This is a genomic window from Donghicola sp. (assembly GCF_025210255.1).
GTDB lineage: Bacteria > Pseudomonadota > Alphaproteobacteria > Rhodobacterales > Rhodobacteraceae > Donghicola > Donghicola eburneus.
Window position 1 is genome coordinate 24,117 of sequence record NZ_JAOARZ010000035.1, and the last position, 14,490, is coordinate 38,606.

The following is a 14,490-nucleotide window of genomic DNA, read 5'->3' on the forward strand; positions in this document are numbered from 1 at the left end:
GCAGCAATATCAACGGTGTATAAGATGTTATACCACTACTCGGCAAGCGGGCTGCGCGACCACCCGTAGGGCGGCAGGCCTCCGCGCTCATGAGGGGTCAGGTTTGCCATGAATTTGGTCGATCCGACGTGCAGCTCTGCGATGCCCTCGTCGATGACGGCGCGATGAACGGGGGCCCCTGCGTGTTCTATCAGTGCGGCGATTACCTGCACGATCGGCCCAGTCAGTCCTCGGGGGCCATAGAGCGCCGCAGGGGTCCAGATTGCGATGCCAGTCTCTGCGATCGCTGTGGCAACCCCCAGCGTGTACGCGGCCCCGAAGTGCGCGCGGTGGCGGGGATCGTCATCCGCCATACAGACCCTCTGCCGGTTTGGGTTCGGGATCGTGCGTGAGCCATAAGGGTTTTGCCGCATTCCGATGGTTGAAGGCCCAAGCCGATACTCGCATTCGCCCATGAGGGCTCTGGCCGAGCGCGTGATATGCGGAAGCGTCTGGAGGGTTTCCATCACCGACAAATCGTCGGCGGCGTGCACAATCGGACATAGGCTGTGGCTGACGAAATTCAGATGTTCTAACGGCGGGCGTTTGCGGTTCAGTTCGGGAAAGAAGCTGACCATGCCGCCACCGCGCACCGTATCGCTGAAGACGCGGGCTGAAGTTTCGTGGATTTCGTCCAGAGGCGGACAGTCCGGCCATTCCGAGCCCGGAGGTGTGGACTGCCGATCCACCGATGGGCAAACCAAAACGCTGTCAGGGACAAATCCTGCTGCATCCATCTGGGTGCGCAGCGAAATAAGTTCTGCCTCAACCGGACCATCAAACTTGCAGATCAACTCCAAGTCATAGGCGATATCAGGAATGGCTTTCTGTAGTCCCGCAAAGGCCCGCATTTGTGCCTCTGTGCCGCCAAGGGCAGCATCCATGTGACAAAGCAGGCGCTGGGCGCTGACGGTCAGGTCACTCGGCGCTTGTGTCAGGGCCTCAGCATCTGCTGCGGTGATCACAATCGCGGTTTCGGGGAAGTGTGGGTTTGGGACGCTCTGCTGCACTGTTGGTTCGGGGTGAACGGAAATTTCTGTCCACGTCAAACGCACGCTTTGCTCGAGCGGGATGCCAGCTGCGATCTCGTAGGGCCATGGTAGGGCCAGAGGACGGTTGTAGGTTTTAAAGCTCGCGTCGCCCCATTGCCGTTGGTCTTCCATTTCAAAGGTATCGCCAGACAGATCGCAACTCACCCGCAGGCCGGCACGGTCATGGGTCAGTGCGGTGATGTCCATAAACGGTTGCCAAGGCTCGATCATCAGCGGGAACGGTGCCATATCCGTGCTGCCGTCAGAGTGGCTGATTTGGGCCGAACATCCCGCGACGGCGGCTGGATGAAGGATGGTAAAGCCCGCGCGGTTCGTTTCGAACGCGCCATCGCTTTGGCCTGATGCGCGGACGGTCAAGCCATCGGTGTCGGCCTCGATCACGATGCGGACGGTCAGCGTGGCGGTCCCGACATATGTCGCCTCCGTCTCTAGTCGGAAGTACCCTGCAGTGTCGCGCGAGATTTCTGTCAGAGAGGGCATCATCGTGCCCCAGTCGCGATCTCGGACCAAAAACGCGATGCCCCGCAGCATCTCGACACCTTTGTAGGTGATATGCCGCAGCGCTCCCGCTTCTAGGGTGAAAGAGAGATCGCCGAGTGTGATCAGCTCTGTCGGTGTGCTCGGGGCATCCGTGCCGTACAATTCGAACGGTGTCATAACTCTGTCAGGTCCACGGTGCGATTCTCATTGGCTGACAGATAGGCCGCTTCGACCAACGCAAAGGTCTTGAGATTGTCCTGCCCATCGGTTTCCGGTGCAATACCTTGGTTCAGGCAGTCGACAAAGTGCTGTTGGATGATTTGCACGCTCTCTTGGATGTTGTGCCACGGACGGTCCGCCCAAGACAAAAGCGTTGGCGAGACATCGCGGGTTTCTACTTGATCGCCGATTTGAACTGACAGCGTGTACCCCGCATCCAGCCGCAACGTGCCAAGTGTGCCGTCGATCTCGATCAAGCTCTCAGGGAAGGTTTCAGGGCTGCGGCGGGTGGCATAAGAGCAGTCCACCACACTTGTTACGCCGCTTGCGTGGTCCAGCAGCATGGTGGCAACGTCCTCGCCCTTGATCGCAGGGTTGACGCGTCGCGTGGTGGCTGTGATCCGCGTGGCATCGCCGAACAGCGCGCGCGCGATGTCGAGGATGTGGATGCCAAGGTCCTCGATGATGAAACGTTCGCCTTCCGCCAGATAGGGTTGGCCCGCGTAGACGTCGTAGCCCGAGCGAAAACTGATCCGCCCGAAAAACGGCTCGCCGATTGCGCCACTTCGTAGCGCATCGATCACCGCACGAACAGCCGATTGCCAGCGAAAATTCTCGTGGATCATCAGAGTTTTGCCCGTAGCGTCGACCGCATCGACCATCGCGCGGGCATCGGCAAGTGTAGGCGCGATCGGCTTTTGGCAGATGACATGCACTTGATGCGCAGCTGCCATCTCGACCAATGCGCTATGAGAGCCAACCGTCGTCGCAATATCCACCAAGTCAAATCCGCCCGCGGCGAACATTTCTGAGGCATCGGTGTAGGTCGCGGCGTGAGGGGCCAAGGCGGCGGCGATTGACAGCCGCTCCGGGTCGCGATCGCACAAAGCGACAACCTCTGCTCCCGCGATCCCGTTCCAAGCGTGCAGCTGGTTCATGGCAAAGAACCCGCAACCGATTAGGGCAATTTTCATCTTTGGCTCTCCTCCATGCTCTGCCCGAGCCTTTCGAATATCCCTTGCCTTGTCAACTGGTATGATCACTATTACTGTCGGCCTAGTCACGCGGGGGAGCAAGATGTCACAGAACATGATCAAGGTCACTTACCGACTTGAAACTGCTGGGGAAATAGAACCCCTCGCCGCCAAAATTGCGTCGGACCAGTCCACAGGAACCTTCACCGAGTTACCCAACGAAACGGCGGAAGTGCAGGCGCGATGTGCAGCCCGCGTAGTGGATATTTCGCACTTGGACGCGGTAGATACCCCTTCTTTCCCCGACCCAGAAGGTGTGGGGCGCTACCGACGAGCGGACGTTACCATCGCCTACCCGATGGATGCTGTGGGCACCGATATTGCAGCGCTGATGACGATTACCGTCGGCGGTGTGTTTGCCGTGCGAGGTCTGACCGGCGTGCGTGTTCGCGATATTGATTTGCCGCCAGAGTGGGCCTGCCATCCGGGCCCGCAATTCGGCATCACTGGGTCGCGACATTTGATGGGGGTTGATCAAGGGCCGATGATCGCCTCGATCATCAAGCCGTCTTTGGGGCTGCTGCCAGAAGAAACCGCAGCGGTCGTCAAAACCTTGTGCGAGGCAGGCGTCGATTTCATCAAGGACGACGAAAAGCTGATGAGCCCCGCCTATTCCCCCCTAGAAGAGCGTGTCAAAGCGATCATGCCAGTGATCGACGCACACCAGCAAAAAACAGGCAAGAAGGTCATGTATGCCTTTGGCATCAGCTCCGCCGATCCCGACACTATGATGCGCAATCATGATACTGTTGCGTCCTACGGTGGGAATGCTGCTGTGGTGAACATCAACTCGGTCGGCTACGGCGGCATGGCGTTCTTACGCAAACGCTCGCAATTGTGCCTGCATGCGCACCGAAACGGCTGGGATATCCTGACGCGGCACCCCGGCCTCGGAATGGACTTCGCGGCCTATCAGAAGATTTGGCGCTTGTTGGGGGTCGACCAGTTTCAGATCAACGGCATCGCCGCGAAATACTGGGAGCCGGACGAAAGCTTTGTGCAGTCCTTCGAGGACGTGATGACGCCGATCTTTTCCGAGGATGATCGCCCCCTGCCCGTGGTTTGCTCTGGCCAATGGGGAGGTCAAGCGGTCGAGACCTATCGCCGGACAGGCCAGACACTGGCCCTCATGTATCTGGGCGGAGGCGGCATCCACGGTCACCCGATGGGAATTGCGGCCGGCGTGCGGGCGATCCGGCAAGCATGGGACTGCGCTGCAGCTGGGGCCGAGCTCGAGGATTACGCCAAAGGTCATCCAGAGCTGGCCGCGTCTCTGGCCAAGTGGGGATAGCCCGCTCTTATTCGGCGGCCTCTGGGAACGTGATCGTGCTGCCACAGCGTAAGTTTGGCATGCCGTGCACAGCGCACTTGTGGTTCAGGCGCCAGCGTGCGCTGCGTAGAGCCGCAGTGACGGCCAAATACATCTGAGCGGGCGATACCCAATCCTTGGAAACAAAGCTGTCGAAGTCGTGCTCTTCGAAGGCACGAACGAGCTCTTGCTCTTCTTTGGCAGAGCACAGGGCGATCCCTGCAATCATACCGTTCTGCGTGGCGCGCAGTTTCGCCAGAAAATCCGTTTCGGCGCTGCCCAAATCATCGAGACCCAGAACATAGACATCGACGTGTTCATCATCCTGCAGCAGGGCAGCAGGGGTGTCATAGCAGCGCACGGTTAGCGCTGGGAATTGCGCGAGCATTGCACGCAAGGTAGACGCATGGTCGGGATTTTGCTCGAAAAGGGCGATAGTCGTACTGCTCAAAAGACACCTGTCGGTCAACGCTAAGAAGTTACGCTATCTTTCAGAAAAGCGCCTCTCCTCTCAATACGGCCACTCGGCTCTGAAATACCGCCTTCGGATACATGTTTTATATCAACGGAGTTTTGGGCCGCCTTTCGGGGATAGGATAGGTGGTTTTTGCAGTAGTTTGTCGTGTGAAATCGCAAAACTACACTGCAGAGGGGGCAGCCTTTGTTAGCGATATCATCCACTGCGCGAATTCACGCGCTGCGGTAGAATCAGAAAGCACGCTCAAATAGTAGCCCTCCTTGGCGGAGAGGCTGCGCGTATCTGCGTGTACCAACGCGCCGCTGGCCAGTGCGGGTGCGGCCAAGACAGCGCTGACCAACGCCACACCATTCCCTTCGGTCGCCATGCCTAAAGCCGCGCCGTACGTGTCGACGAACAGCGTTGGTTTCGCTGTGGGCTCGCCAAATGTGTTCGTCCACCCCGCCCATCCGTCTGATGTGCCCACGGACTCAATCAGAGGCAGAGTTCTCAAGTCACCTGCAAGACTTGGGGATTTGACGGGGATCAGTACACTGGGACGTAGGGGTTGGGCTGCTTTTCCGGCCTGCTTCTGCGTGCCGAAAAAGATTTGGACATCTGCCCGGGCGGCGGTGAAATCGTCCGGCCAGATGGTGCTGACAAGCCGTAATGAGAGCTCGGGCTGCTCGGCCAGATAAGTTGGCAACGCTGGCGCGATCACCCAGTCGATGATGCTCACTGACGAGGCAATGGTGAGATGGGCGCCCTCTGTCTCTACCCCGAACTGCGCGGTGGCTGCGGCCAGTGTTTCTAGCGCACTCTCAACTTTGGGTAGCAGTTTGCGGCCATCGTCCGTCAGAGCCAGACCCCGCGCCTGCCGGATGAACAGCGGGGTCGCCAATCGGGTCTCCAGCGCGCGGATTTGCTGACTGACCGCCGACTGAGTCATGTTCAGTTCTTCGGCCGCGGCGGTAAAGCTCAACCGTCTGGCAGAGGCTTCGAATGCGCGAAACCAGTTCAGCGGTGGAAGCGATTTTTGCATCATGGAAGTCACTCATTAGTCTGGCTTATGGCTAAGGGTGATTTTCCTTCGTTTGTCCGACATGTCCATGCAGATCATACCTTTTCCCGACAGAGACGAGGGAAATCTATGGAACCGGAAATCCGTAAAATTGTGACGTTTGACGAGGAAGTCCTGATCGAAGGGTTCCGCAAGGCTGAAACACCCTGGCGCATGTTTGCTGTGGCTGCGGTGGTCAAGAACCCATGGGCCGGACGCTACGTCGAAGACCTGAAGCCAGAGATTTACGCATATGGCCCTGAACTTGGGGCTTTGCTGACCGACCGGATGATCGCGCTCGCCGGGGGAGGAGATCAGATCGAGGCTTACGGCAAAGCTGCCGTAGTTGGTCTGGATGGGGAGGTCGAGCATGCGTCAGGGCTGATCCACACACTGCGCTTTGGGAACCACTACCGCTCGGCTGTGGATGCCAAATCCTACTTGTCTTTTACCAATACACGGGGGCCGGCTAATGCGCCGATTATGGTGCCGCTGATGGATAAGAACGACGCGGGTCGACGCTCCCACTATCTGACCATCCAATTTGCGATCCCTGACGCCCCCCGCGCAGACGAGATCGTGGTCGTTTTGGGCGCGGCGACCACAGGCCGTCCGCACCACCGGATTGGGGACCGTTATCAGGATCTCAAGGAGTTGGGCCATGACTTGGAAAACCCGGCAGCGGTCTGATTTCGGGCGCCTGAAAGCCGTCATTGCGGGCGCTGGCCCGCAAGTTCTACTTCTGCACGGCGTCGGCCTGCGGGCAGAGGCGTGGGGCGCGCAGATCGAAGAATTGTCCAAGGAATTTCGCGTGATCGCGCCAGATATGGCAGGGCACGGCGGCAGCCCGATGCTGACGGGTGCGCCAACATTGTCGGATTTTGTCGCGGCGGTGGCAGACGCAATGAGCACGCCAGCGGTTGTCGTCGGTCATTCGATGGGCGCGACGATGGCGTTGGATTTGGCCAGCCGCTACCCAGAGCTTGTGCGCGGCATTGGCGCGTTCAATGCGATCTACCGCCGGTCCGACGACGCCAAAGCTGCAGTGCAGGCGCGTGCGGCCTCTTTGGATGGCGTGAGCTTGGCAGACCCAGAGCCGACTTTGAGTCGTTGGTTCGGGCGGGCGCTCTCTGCTGAACGGTCGGCGTGCGCAGAATGGCTACGGAACGCCGATCCCGCTGGATACCGCGCGGCCTATCGAGTTTTCGCGGCCGAGGATGGGCCGAGCGATGCAGCGCTGAGAGCTTTAAACTGCCCTGCCCTTTTTATGACCGGATCAGACGAGCCCAATTCGACGCCAGAGATGTCCGCCGCAATGGCGAAACGTTCGTCAAATGGTTGGTCCGTTGTTTTGGATGGGGCTGCACACATGATGCCGATGACGCACCCCGCAGCTGTGAATGCAGCTCTGCGGGACTTGATACAAAGGTGCGAGCTATGACTGACTTCGATCCACGCGCTCTGCGCAGTGCCTTTGGCCGGTTTATGACAGGCGTGACGGTGGTCACCACGCGAAACGCTGATGGAACGCCCGTGGGCTTCACCGCGAACTCCTTTGCCTCTGTCTCCATGGACCCGCCCCTGCTGCTGGTGTGTCCGGGCAAATTCCTGTCGAGCTACACAGCGTTCGAGGGCTGCACCGATTTCGCGGTGAGTGTCTTGGCCGAGGGGCAAGAAGACGTTGCGACCACCTTTGCCAGCTACAAAGGCGACCGGTTCGCCAAGGTGCCCCACCACGCGGGGGCGCAGAACCTGCCCCTAATCGACGGGGCTATCGCGCAGTTCACGTGCCGAACCTACAGCGCCCAAGAGGCCGGAGATCACCTTGTCTTGATTGGCGAAGTGACCTCTTACAACACAGACGACGCGCACGGATTGGGCTACGCGGACGGCCAGTTCTTTAGCTTAGGGCTTGAACGGTCCGCCCGTGACCCCGCAGCCAAGCGGAATACGTGCGGCGCAATTCTGCGGTATCTGGATCAGGTCCTGCTCGAACCTTCGGACCAAGGGTACCGCCTGCCCGCAATGACCGTTTCGGATCGGATCGGCCTGCGGGATGGTTTGGCCGCTGCCATGGCCGCGCGGCACATCGCGGTCGATCTAGGGCCGGTCTATTCCGTCTACGAAGATGACCGCTCTGGCACGCACCACTCATGGCTTCTGGGCAAGGTAACTGCGGTCGAGCCTGCGTCGGGACTGGTTCCGGTGCCCATCGCGGACTTGCCGGAGACATGCTGCGCCAGTCCGGCAGAAGCCCGCATGCTCGCGCGCTTCGCTCGCGAAACCCGCACACGCGATTTCACTCTCTACATCGGGAACGCCGATCGCGGAGAGATTCACTCTTATTCGGAAAGGCTTTGACGATGGAATTTTCTCTGTTCGCGCACATGGAACGGCTCAATCCCCAGCAGCCTCACGCGGTCCTTTACGAAGAATTTCTGGACCTTTGCAAACTGGCTGATGACGGCGGAATGCGTGCAATCTGGACCGGAGAGCATCATGGGATGGAATTCACAATCGCGCCGAACCCGCTAATGTCGCTGGTCGATCTGGCGCACCATACCAAGAATGTGCGCCTTGGGACTGGAACCGTGATCGCACCGTTCTGGCACCCGATCAAGCTGGCAGGAGAGGCCGCCGCCGCTGATCTGATGACGGGCGGGAGGCTGGAGTTGGGGATCGCGCGTGGTGCCTATGTCTATGAGTATGAGCGCGTAATGCCGGGCATGGATGCATGGGAAGCGGGCCTGCGGATGCGCGAAACCGCCCCGACCCTGCGCAAACTGTGGCAAGGCGATTACGCGCACGAGGGGCAGTTCTATTCTTTTCCGTGCAGTACCTCTTCGCCCAAACCGGTGCAGCAGGATGGCCCACCGATCTGGATCGCAGCGCGTGACCCGAACAGTCATGAGTTCGGCGTGCACAACGGGTTCAACATTCAGGTCACGCCACTTTGGCAAGGGATAGAGGAAATTACCGCGCTCATGCATCGCTTTGATGCGGCGTGCGAGAGCCATGATGGCACCCGCCCCAAGATCATGCTGTTGCACCACACCTATGTGGGGCGCGACGAAGAAGACGTCGGTCACGCAGCGCAGGATTTGGCGCGTTACTACGCCTATTTTGGCGCGTGGTTCCAGAACAAGCGCCCGATCTCTCAGGGGCTGATGCCCAAGTTGACCGATGAAGAGGTTGCGGCAAACCCGATAACGAACGCCAAAAGTTTGCTCAATGATCTGACCATCGGCACCTCGCAGCAGGTGATCGATAAGATCAAACGTTACGAGGACATGGGGTACGACGAATTCGCGTTCTGGGTCGATAGCGGCATGAGCGCCGAAAAGAAGCATGCCTCTTTGTCGCGGTTCATCGACGAAGTTATGCCCGCCTTTCACTGACCCCCACCCCAAGAAGGAGACCGCCGTGCAACATTTCCAATTGTTTATCGATGGCGCCTTTAGCGAGGGCGCGATGGGTCAGACCATGCGCACTGAAAATCCGGCGACTGGGAGGCCTTGGGCGACGTTCGCGTGCGCTGCGCCTGCGGATGTCGAGCGTGCTGTTGCCGCGGCCAAGCGTGCCTTGGAAGATCCCATATGGCGAGACATGACCCAGACTGCGCGCGGCAAACTGCTCTACCGGTTGGCCGACTTGATCGAAGATAGTGCAGAAGCGCTGGGCCGGATCGAAACGACGGATAGTGGCAAACTGCTGGCAGAAACCGCGAGCCAGACCAAGTATGTCGGTGACTACTACCGCTATTACGCCGGTCTTGCAGACAAGATTGAGGGCGCAGTCCTGCCCATCGACAAACCCGACATGCACGTTTTTACACGGCGCGAGCCGATTGGTGTCGTGGCAGCCGTGGTGCCTTGGAACGCGCAGATGTTCCTGACGGCCACCAAGTTGGGGCCTGCGCTGGCGGCAGGGTGCACGGTGGTGCTCAAAGCCTCTGAAATCGCGCCGGCGCCGATGCTGGAATTCGCAAGATTGATACAAGAAGCGGGTTTCCCGAAGGGCGTGGTGTCGGTTGTTACTGGGGATGCCGAGAGTTGCGCCATTCCCCTGACCCGTCATCCTGACGTTGATCGGATCGCCTTTACAGGTGGGCCAGAGACGGCGCGTCACGTGATCCGCAACTCGGCTCAGAATTTCGCAGTGACCTCATTAGAGTTAGGGGGAAAATCTCCAATTATCGTGTTCGAGGATGCTGACCTGGACGGCGCGGCGAATGGCTTGATTGCGGGGAATTTCGGGGCCTCTGGTCAGAGCTGTGTGGCTGGGTCGCGCGGTCTGGTGCATCGCCCTATTCTGGAGCGTTTGATCGCAAAAATCACTGAAAAGGCCAAAGGCATTGTGGTTGGTGACCCCCTGGCTGCCGATACCCACTTGGGTCCGCTGTGCACCGAGGCGCAAATCAATACGATCAAAGCGACACTCGGCAAAGCGCAGTCCCAAGGGGCGATCATCCACTTCGGTGGCACGCCGCTCGACCGCGCTGGGAATTTTATGGCACCGACACTCGTTGAGTGCGCGAGCGCCGAGACAGAGACGCTCAAGGTCGAAATGTTCGGCCCTGTCATGTCGCTTTTGCCCTTTGACACCGAAGAAGAGGCATTGGCTCTGGCCAACGACTCCGATTTCGGGCTGGGTTCTGGGATATTTACTCAGAACTTGGCCAGAGCCCACCGCGTCAGCGCGCGCATACGGTCCGGCATCTGCTGGGTAAACACCTATCGCGCGATCTCTCCGATTGCGCCGTTCGGTGGCTTCAATCAGTCGGGATATGGTCGCGAAGCTGGGATCGAAGCGATCCATGACTACACGCGCACCAAAACGGTGTGGATCAACACTTCGGCAGAACCGATGGCCAACCCTTTCGTGATGCGCTGACGATAAAGCCGTTGCGCAGGGCCGCTCTGCCGCGCATCTTAGCGCGGCACATTAGCTTATCTGCACGACCGGAGCCCAAATGCCTCACGCCGATCTTTACTATTCCGCCGACCAAACCCTGCCCGCCAAAGAGGTGCTGCAGAAGATCGAGGACGTGATCCACGCTCATGATCCGTCGTCCGGCGCGTGCAAAGGCCGAGCGCATCCGATCGCAGAGTTTAACCACAGTCACATTTATCTGCGCCTCGCGATGCTCCCCAAGGAGCACCGAGATGCGGTGTTCGCCCAAGAGCTTGCCAAAAAGCTGAGCGATGCTTTGACGAGCTATGCCCAATCCCCTTGTGGCATCAATGTGAACATTCGCTTTGAACTAGAGCACTACACCTCTGTAAAGGTTTGAGAAAAGTAGCCAGAGTGCGTAAATTACCCGCGTATTTTACGTGTTTGGTGATTTTTATGTTTTTGTTCAAGTCGCGATCTGACCGCGTCTGGCGGGTCTATCACTGCCCTCGGTGCAACCATCATTTGCGCTTTGGCGCGACGTCCTGCGGCCATTGCTACCGGATGACGCCACCAAAAAATTGGATCCTGACTTGGGTGGTTTTGATCGTGGGGGCAGTGGCTGGTCTGGTTTCGCTCATTTGATTTTGACGTGAGCTCACAGCCAAGCCAAGGCAAGGCCCGCAACCAGAAGATACCGCGCGGCCTTGGCGATCGTCACGATCAGTAGAAAACTCGGCAAAGGCTCGCGCAGAATGCCCGCGATCACTGTCAGCGGATCACCAATGAACGGGGCCCAACTCATCAACAGGCTCCAGCGGCCGTACTTGTGGTAAACGCGTTCTGCGCGGCCCAGTTGCTCTGGTTTTACAGGAAACCATTTGCGATCTTGGAAGTGGCGCAAGAAACGTCCGCAATACCAGTTGACCGTGGACCCCAGCACATTGCCGACCGTGGCCGCGATCAGGAGCCCTGCAATCGAAAGCGCCGGGTCGCGTAGGTAATAGGCCAATAGGACCTCTGACTGCATCGGCAGGACAGTCGCAGCAATGAATGCCGCGAAAAAGAGACTGACATAGGGCATCGAGGGTCCTCGGTTTTTCTGTCCATGCCCAATGTTTGGAGTAGATGCAACGGGGGGACCCTAACAGGTGCGCGAGCCGGCTAAATCAATCATCACCTCTGCCATCGCGGCGGCGAGTTGCCCGCCGGAATGGCCAGGGCGTTCCAGCATGACGATGCGCCGTGTCATATGCGGCGTTCCAAATGGCAGGCATGTCAGCGGGATCTCCTGCGCGAGCTGCGGTAACATCGGGACAATCGCGGTGCCAAGGCCGCGCTCGACCATGCTTAGGATAACGCGCTGATTGTCGAGGATCATCTCCTCTTGTGGGCGGATCTGCATCTGTCGCAGGGCACGATCAATCATGCGTCCGGCCCATGACGCAAGGTCAAACCTGATAAACGGATAGGCTTGCAAAAGCTCTGATGGCGATAGGTGCTCTTGGCCCTTAGGGGCGACCACCCAGAATTGATCTTCATAGAGCGGAGTGCTGATGAGGTCCGACGGATGGGGCCGCACAAGTTCGGTCGTGATGGCCGCATCCAACTCGTGCGCGGCGACTTGCGCGGCCAGCTCTGCCGACATTCCCGCAACCACGTGAAAACGGGCATCAGGGTGGGCCGCGTTTAACTGTACCAGCGCGTCGGGCAAAAAAGTTGCAAGAGCCGTCTGGATCACCCCCAGCTTCACCTTGCCAGCTAGTACACCCTCTTCGCTCAATGCAGGTCCCAGTTGATCGTAAAGCGCGAGCACTTCGGCGGACTTTTCGACCAGAACCTTTCCTGCATCGGTCAGCACTGGAAGTCTGCGAGAGCGGTCAAAAAGCTTGGCCCCGAATTCTTCTTCGAGCGATTTGACCTGAAGGCTGACTGCCGATTGCGTCAGGCCCACGGCCGCACCTGCACTTGCGAACGAACCGTGCCGTGCGATGGCCTGTAATGTGCGCAATGCACGTATAGACATAATCGTCCTCCAATCCATGAGATTATATCATGGATTGAGGGAGTATTAAGAATTTTTCCGCGCCGATTTGGCGTGATACGTCCATGCATGATTTGAGGTCCGCCATTGGCGGCCAGAACCCGAAGGAGACAATGATGGACGGAGCAGTATTATTGGCTTTGATGCCGGTTGTTCTGATCATCGGCGCGGGCGCGGTTCTGCGAAAAACGGACTTCATCCAAGCGGCCTTCTGGCCGCAGGCGGAAAGGATGAGCTATTACGTTCTGCTCCCTTGCCTCTTCTTTCACAGTCTTGCGACCGCAGAGTTGGGCGGGGTGCCCGTGGCCGAGTTGGCGCTGACCTTGGTGCTTGCCACGGTGACGGTCGGAGCGCTTGTGGTACTACTGAGGCCGTTGATCCACGTGGATGGGCCCGCTTTCACTTCGGTTTTTCAGGGCAGTGTTCGCTTCAATAACTATGTTGGTGTCACGCTGGCTGCGGGGATATTTGGGGCCCAAGGCGTCGCGTTGGCAGCGATCTGCAATGCCTCTATCGTGCCGACGGTGAATATTTTGTGCGTCCTCGTGTTCGCGCGCCATGGGCGGGCGCAACTGAACGCTTTGGGGGTGGGCAAGCAGCTGGTCAGCAATCCGCTGATCATGTCTTCACTCGCGGGGATCCTGTTTCAGATGCTGGGTTTGGGCGTGCCTTCTGGAATTGCCGGTGCGCTCAAGGCTTTGGGTGGCGCGTCCCTCCCGCTGGGGCTTTTGTGTGTGGGCGCTGCGCTAGAGCTTGGCACGGCGCGTCAGTGGGTGGCCCCTGTTGCCGTCTCTTCGGGCATTAAGTTTCTGCTGATGCCTTTTGCGACGGCGGCCTTCGCACTGGTCTTTGGACTGCATGGCCCTGCGCTAACCACCGCACTGTTGTTCCAAGTCCTGCCAACTGCGTCATCGGCCTATATCCTTGCACGGCAACTTGGCGGTGACGCGCCTTTAATGGCGGGGATCACGGCAACGCAAACGGTAATGGGGATTGCGGCTATTCCCAGCGTGATCTGGGTGCTCGGACTTTGGATGCCGATTTAGAGCAGGCCTAGACGCGCTTTGAAGCGGTCCATTTCGTGCTCCGGTGGGCGCTTGCCTGTATAAATCTCGACGTAGGATGGAAAGCGTTCCAAGCGCACTTCGATAGGTTCCTGCACCTGCATCGAGATGTAGCCAACCTGCACCAAATAAATCGTTCGGGCACGAACATCCGCGTCCGCCGGATCATGTCCCCATTTTTCCAACATTTCGCGCAGTGCGTCGATGCGGCGGGTGTCTGCCTGTTGCAAGCGTGTGACGACATTTGGGTCTTTTTGCGCCCAAGAACGGATTGCGAGTTCCATACGCGAGTCAAACGCCTGACCTTCGAGAAAGGTGAAAATCACGTTCAGCATCGCCTCTGTTTCCGAGTATGCGTATTCGGTCGTTGCAGCGATCAAAGGCTCGGTCGTGCGGACGTCCCATCTGTCCAACAGCCCGTCGAGCAGTTGTTTTCTGTCCTTGAAGAACCAGTAGAAGCTGGTGCGCGACAGCTTCAGTTTATTGGCGAGGGGCATGACTTTGACAGAGTCGATCCCGCCCTGAAGAAGGGCGTCGTAAGCAGCGTCCAGCCAGACATCAGGTGATCCGCGCCAACCGCGCTCGGGAAGGGGCTCTGTGCTCATTCCTCATTTCCTAGGGATTGTGGCCAGTGTTGGCAAGCATTCATGGACCGCATGTGGAAGAATGTGCAGTAGTGTTTATCAGTTATGGTAATTTGAAAATGCTGCGTTGCAGAAATATTGAGATCTTTGAGAGAACCTAGCCAAGAAAAATCATCATTATAAATTGCAATCGAAAAATGCTGCGCAGCATTTTGGTGCGCATGTATTCTTGTTCTTCACGAAAGGACGTCTCTT

At 58.4% G+C, this 14,490-nt stretch carries 15 protein-coding genes; 8 read left to right on the forward strand and 7 right to left on the reverse strand.

Annotation, left to right across the window (positions count from 1 at the left end; genetic code table 11):
• Positions 1-35: 35 nt before the first annotated feature.
• Positions 36-1,748, reverse strand: coding sequence for a hypothetical protein (locus N4A58_RS15835; protein WP_293711200.1), 1,713 nt, complete (start codon positions 1,746-1,748; stop codon positions 36-38).
• Positions 1,745-2,764 carry a Gfo/Idh/MocA family oxidoreductase gene (locus N4A58_RS15840; RefSeq protein ID WP_293711202.1) on the reverse strand — a complete coding sequence of 340 codons (1,020 nt, stop codon included), beginning with the start codon at positions 2,762-2,764 and terminating at the stop codon, positions 1,745-1,747. The genes N4A58_RS15835 and N4A58_RS15840 overlap by 4 nt, the downstream gene beginning before the upstream one ends.
• A 103-nt stretch (positions 2,765-2,867) precedes the next feature.
• On the opposite strand from N4A58_RS15840, the gene oiaX reads away from it, so the two are divergent.
• Entirely contained in the window at positions 2,868-4,115 is a 1,248-nt protein-coding gene (oiaX, locus tag N4A58_RS15845) for a 3-oxo-isoapionate-4-phosphate decarboxylase OiaX (RefSeq protein ID WP_293711203.1), read from the forward strand.
• 7 nt (positions 4,116-4,122) lie between these two features.
• Here the strand turns inward: oiaX and N4A58_RS15850 are convergent, their stop codons facing one another.
• Positions 4,123-4,584, reverse strand: coding sequence for a hypothetical protein (locus N4A58_RS15850; protein WP_293711205.1), 462 nt, complete (start codon positions 4,582-4,584; stop codon positions 4,123-4,125).
• A 187-nt stretch (positions 4,585-4,771) separates the two neighbouring features.
• Entirely contained in the window at positions 4,772-5,635 is an 864-nt protein-coding gene (locus N4A58_RS15855; RefSeq protein WP_293711207.1) for a LysR family transcriptional regulator, read from the reverse strand.
• Positions 5,636-5,740: 105 nt separating this feature from the next.
• Here N4A58_RS15855 and N4A58_RS15860 point away from each other — a divergent pair, with 105 nt between their 5' ends.
• The 6 genes from N4A58_RS15860 (at position 5,741) to N4A58_RS15885 (ending at position 10,943) form a co-directional block, all read left to right on the forward strand.
• Positions 5,741-6,340, forward strand: a complete 600-nt coding sequence (locus N4A58_RS15860; protein ID WP_072703279.1) for an amino acid synthesis family protein — start codon at positions 5,741-5,743, stop codon at positions 6,338-6,340.
• The gene (locus N4A58_RS15865; protein ID WP_293711210.1) at positions 6,312-7,091 is read left to right on the forward strand and encodes an alpha/beta hydrolase; all 780 of its coding nucleotides are present in this window, start codon (positions 6,312-6,314) and stop codon (positions 7,089-7,091) included. Before N4A58_RS15860 ends, N4A58_RS15865 begins: the two co-directional genes overlap by 29 nt.
• Positions 7,088-8,011 (forward strand): flavin reductase family protein, encoded by a 924-nt coding sequence (locus tag N4A58_RS15870; protein WP_293711212.1) that lies wholly within the window; start codon positions 7,088-7,090, stop codon positions 8,009-8,011. Before N4A58_RS15865 ends, N4A58_RS15870 begins: the two co-directional genes overlap by 4 nt.
• A 2-nt stretch (positions 8,012-8,013) precedes the next feature.
• Positions 8,014-9,048, forward strand: coding sequence for an LLM class flavin-dependent oxidoreductase (locus tag N4A58_RS15875; protein WP_293711214.1), 1,035 nt, complete (start codon positions 8,014-8,016; stop codon positions 9,046-9,048).
• Between the two features lie 25 nt (positions 9,049-9,073).
• The gene (locus tag N4A58_RS15880) at positions 9,074-10,543 is read left to right on the forward strand and encodes an aldehyde dehydrogenase (protein WP_293711216.1); all 1,470 of its coding nucleotides are present in this window, start codon (positions 9,074-9,076) and stop codon (positions 10,541-10,543) included.
• Positions 10,544-10,622: 79 nt separating this feature from the next.
• Entirely contained in the window at positions 10,623-10,943 is a 321-nt protein-coding gene (locus N4A58_RS15885; protein ID WP_293711218.1) for a hypothetical protein, read from the forward strand.
• A 258-nt stretch (positions 10,944-11,201) separates the two neighbouring features.
• On the opposite strand, the gene N4A58_RS15890 is transcribed toward N4A58_RS15885, so the two are convergent.
• Together N4A58_RS15890 and N4A58_RS15895 are read right to left on the reverse strand one after the other, a co-directional pair.
• Positions 11,202-11,627, reverse strand: a complete 426-nt coding sequence (locus N4A58_RS15890; RefSeq protein WP_092464969.1) for a YqaA family protein — start codon at positions 11,625-11,627, stop codon at positions 11,202-11,204.
• A gap of 60 nt (positions 11,628-11,687) precedes the next feature.
• The gene (locus tag N4A58_RS15895) at positions 11,688-12,569 is read right to left on the reverse strand and encodes a LysR family transcriptional regulator (RefSeq protein ID WP_293711223.1); all 882 of its coding nucleotides are present in this window, start codon (positions 12,567-12,569) and stop codon (positions 11,688-11,690) included.
• Between the two features lie 134 nt (positions 12,570-12,703).
• Here N4A58_RS15895 and N4A58_RS15900 point away from each other — a divergent pair, with 134 nt between their 5' ends.
• A complete protein-coding gene (locus tag N4A58_RS15900; protein ID WP_293711225.1) occupies positions 12,704-13,633 on the forward strand; it encodes an AEC family transporter in 930 nt (309 codons plus the stop codon).
• On the opposite strand, the gene N4A58_RS15905 is transcribed toward N4A58_RS15900, so the two are convergent.
• Positions 13,630-14,256, reverse strand: a complete 627-nt coding sequence (locus N4A58_RS15905; RefSeq protein ID WP_293711227.1) for a TetR/AcrR family transcriptional regulator — start codon at positions 14,254-14,256, stop codon at positions 13,630-13,632. The genes N4A58_RS15900 and N4A58_RS15905 overlap by 4 nt on opposite strands.
• Positions 14,257-14,490 lie beyond the last annotated feature (234 nt).

Bases quoted from the DNA above. Each gene is read 5' to 3' on its own strand.
- N4A58_RS15835 (WP_293711200.1), bottom strand. From the start codon at position 1,748: ATGACACCGTTCGAATTGTACGGCACGGATGCCCCGAGCACACCGACA.
- N4A58_RS15840 (WP_293711202.1), bottom strand. From the start codon at position 2,764: ATGAAAATTGCCCTAATCGGTTGCGGGTTCTTTGCCATGAACCAGCTG.
- oiaX (WP_293711203.1), top strand. From the start codon at position 2,868: ATGTCACAGAACATGATCAAGGTCACTTACCGACTTGAAACTGCTGGG.
- N4A58_RS15855 (WP_293711207.1), bottom strand. From the start codon at position 5,635: ATGATGCAAAAATCGCTTCCACCGCTGAACTGGTTTCGCGCATTCGAA.
- N4A58_RS15860 (WP_072703279.1), top strand. From the start codon at position 5,741: ATGGAACCGGAAATCCGTAAAATTGTGACGTTTGACGAGGAAGTCCTG.
- N4A58_RS15865 (WP_293711210.1), top strand. From the start codon at position 6,312: ATGACTTGGAAAACCCGGCAGCGGTCTGATTTCGGGCGCCTGAAAGCC.
- N4A58_RS15870 (WP_293711212.1), top strand. From the start codon at position 7,088: ATGACTGACTTCGATCCACGCGCTCTGCGCAGTGCCTTTGGCCGGTTT.
- N4A58_RS15875 (WP_293711214.1), top strand. From the start codon at position 8,014: ATGGAATTTTCTCTGTTCGCGCACATGGAACGGCTCAATCCCCAGCAG.
- N4A58_RS15885 (WP_293711218.1), top strand. From the start codon at position 10,623: ATGCCTCACGCCGATCTTTACTATTCCGCCGACCAAACCCTGCCCGCC.
- N4A58_RS15890 (WP_092464969.1), bottom strand. From the start codon at position 11,627: ATGCCCTATGTCAGTCTCTTTTTCGCGGCATTCATTGCTGCGACTGTC.
- N4A58_RS15895 (WP_293711223.1), bottom strand. From the start codon at position 12,569: ATGTCTATACGTGCATTGCGCACATTACAGGCCATCGCACGGCACGGT.
- N4A58_RS15900 (WP_293711225.1), top strand. From the start codon at position 12,704: ATGGACGGAGCAGTATTATTGGCTTTGATGCCGGTTGTTCTGATCATC.
- N4A58_RS15905 (WP_293711227.1), bottom strand. From the start codon at position 14,256: ATGAGCACAGAGCCCCTTCCCGAGCGCGGTTGGCGCGGATCACCTGAT.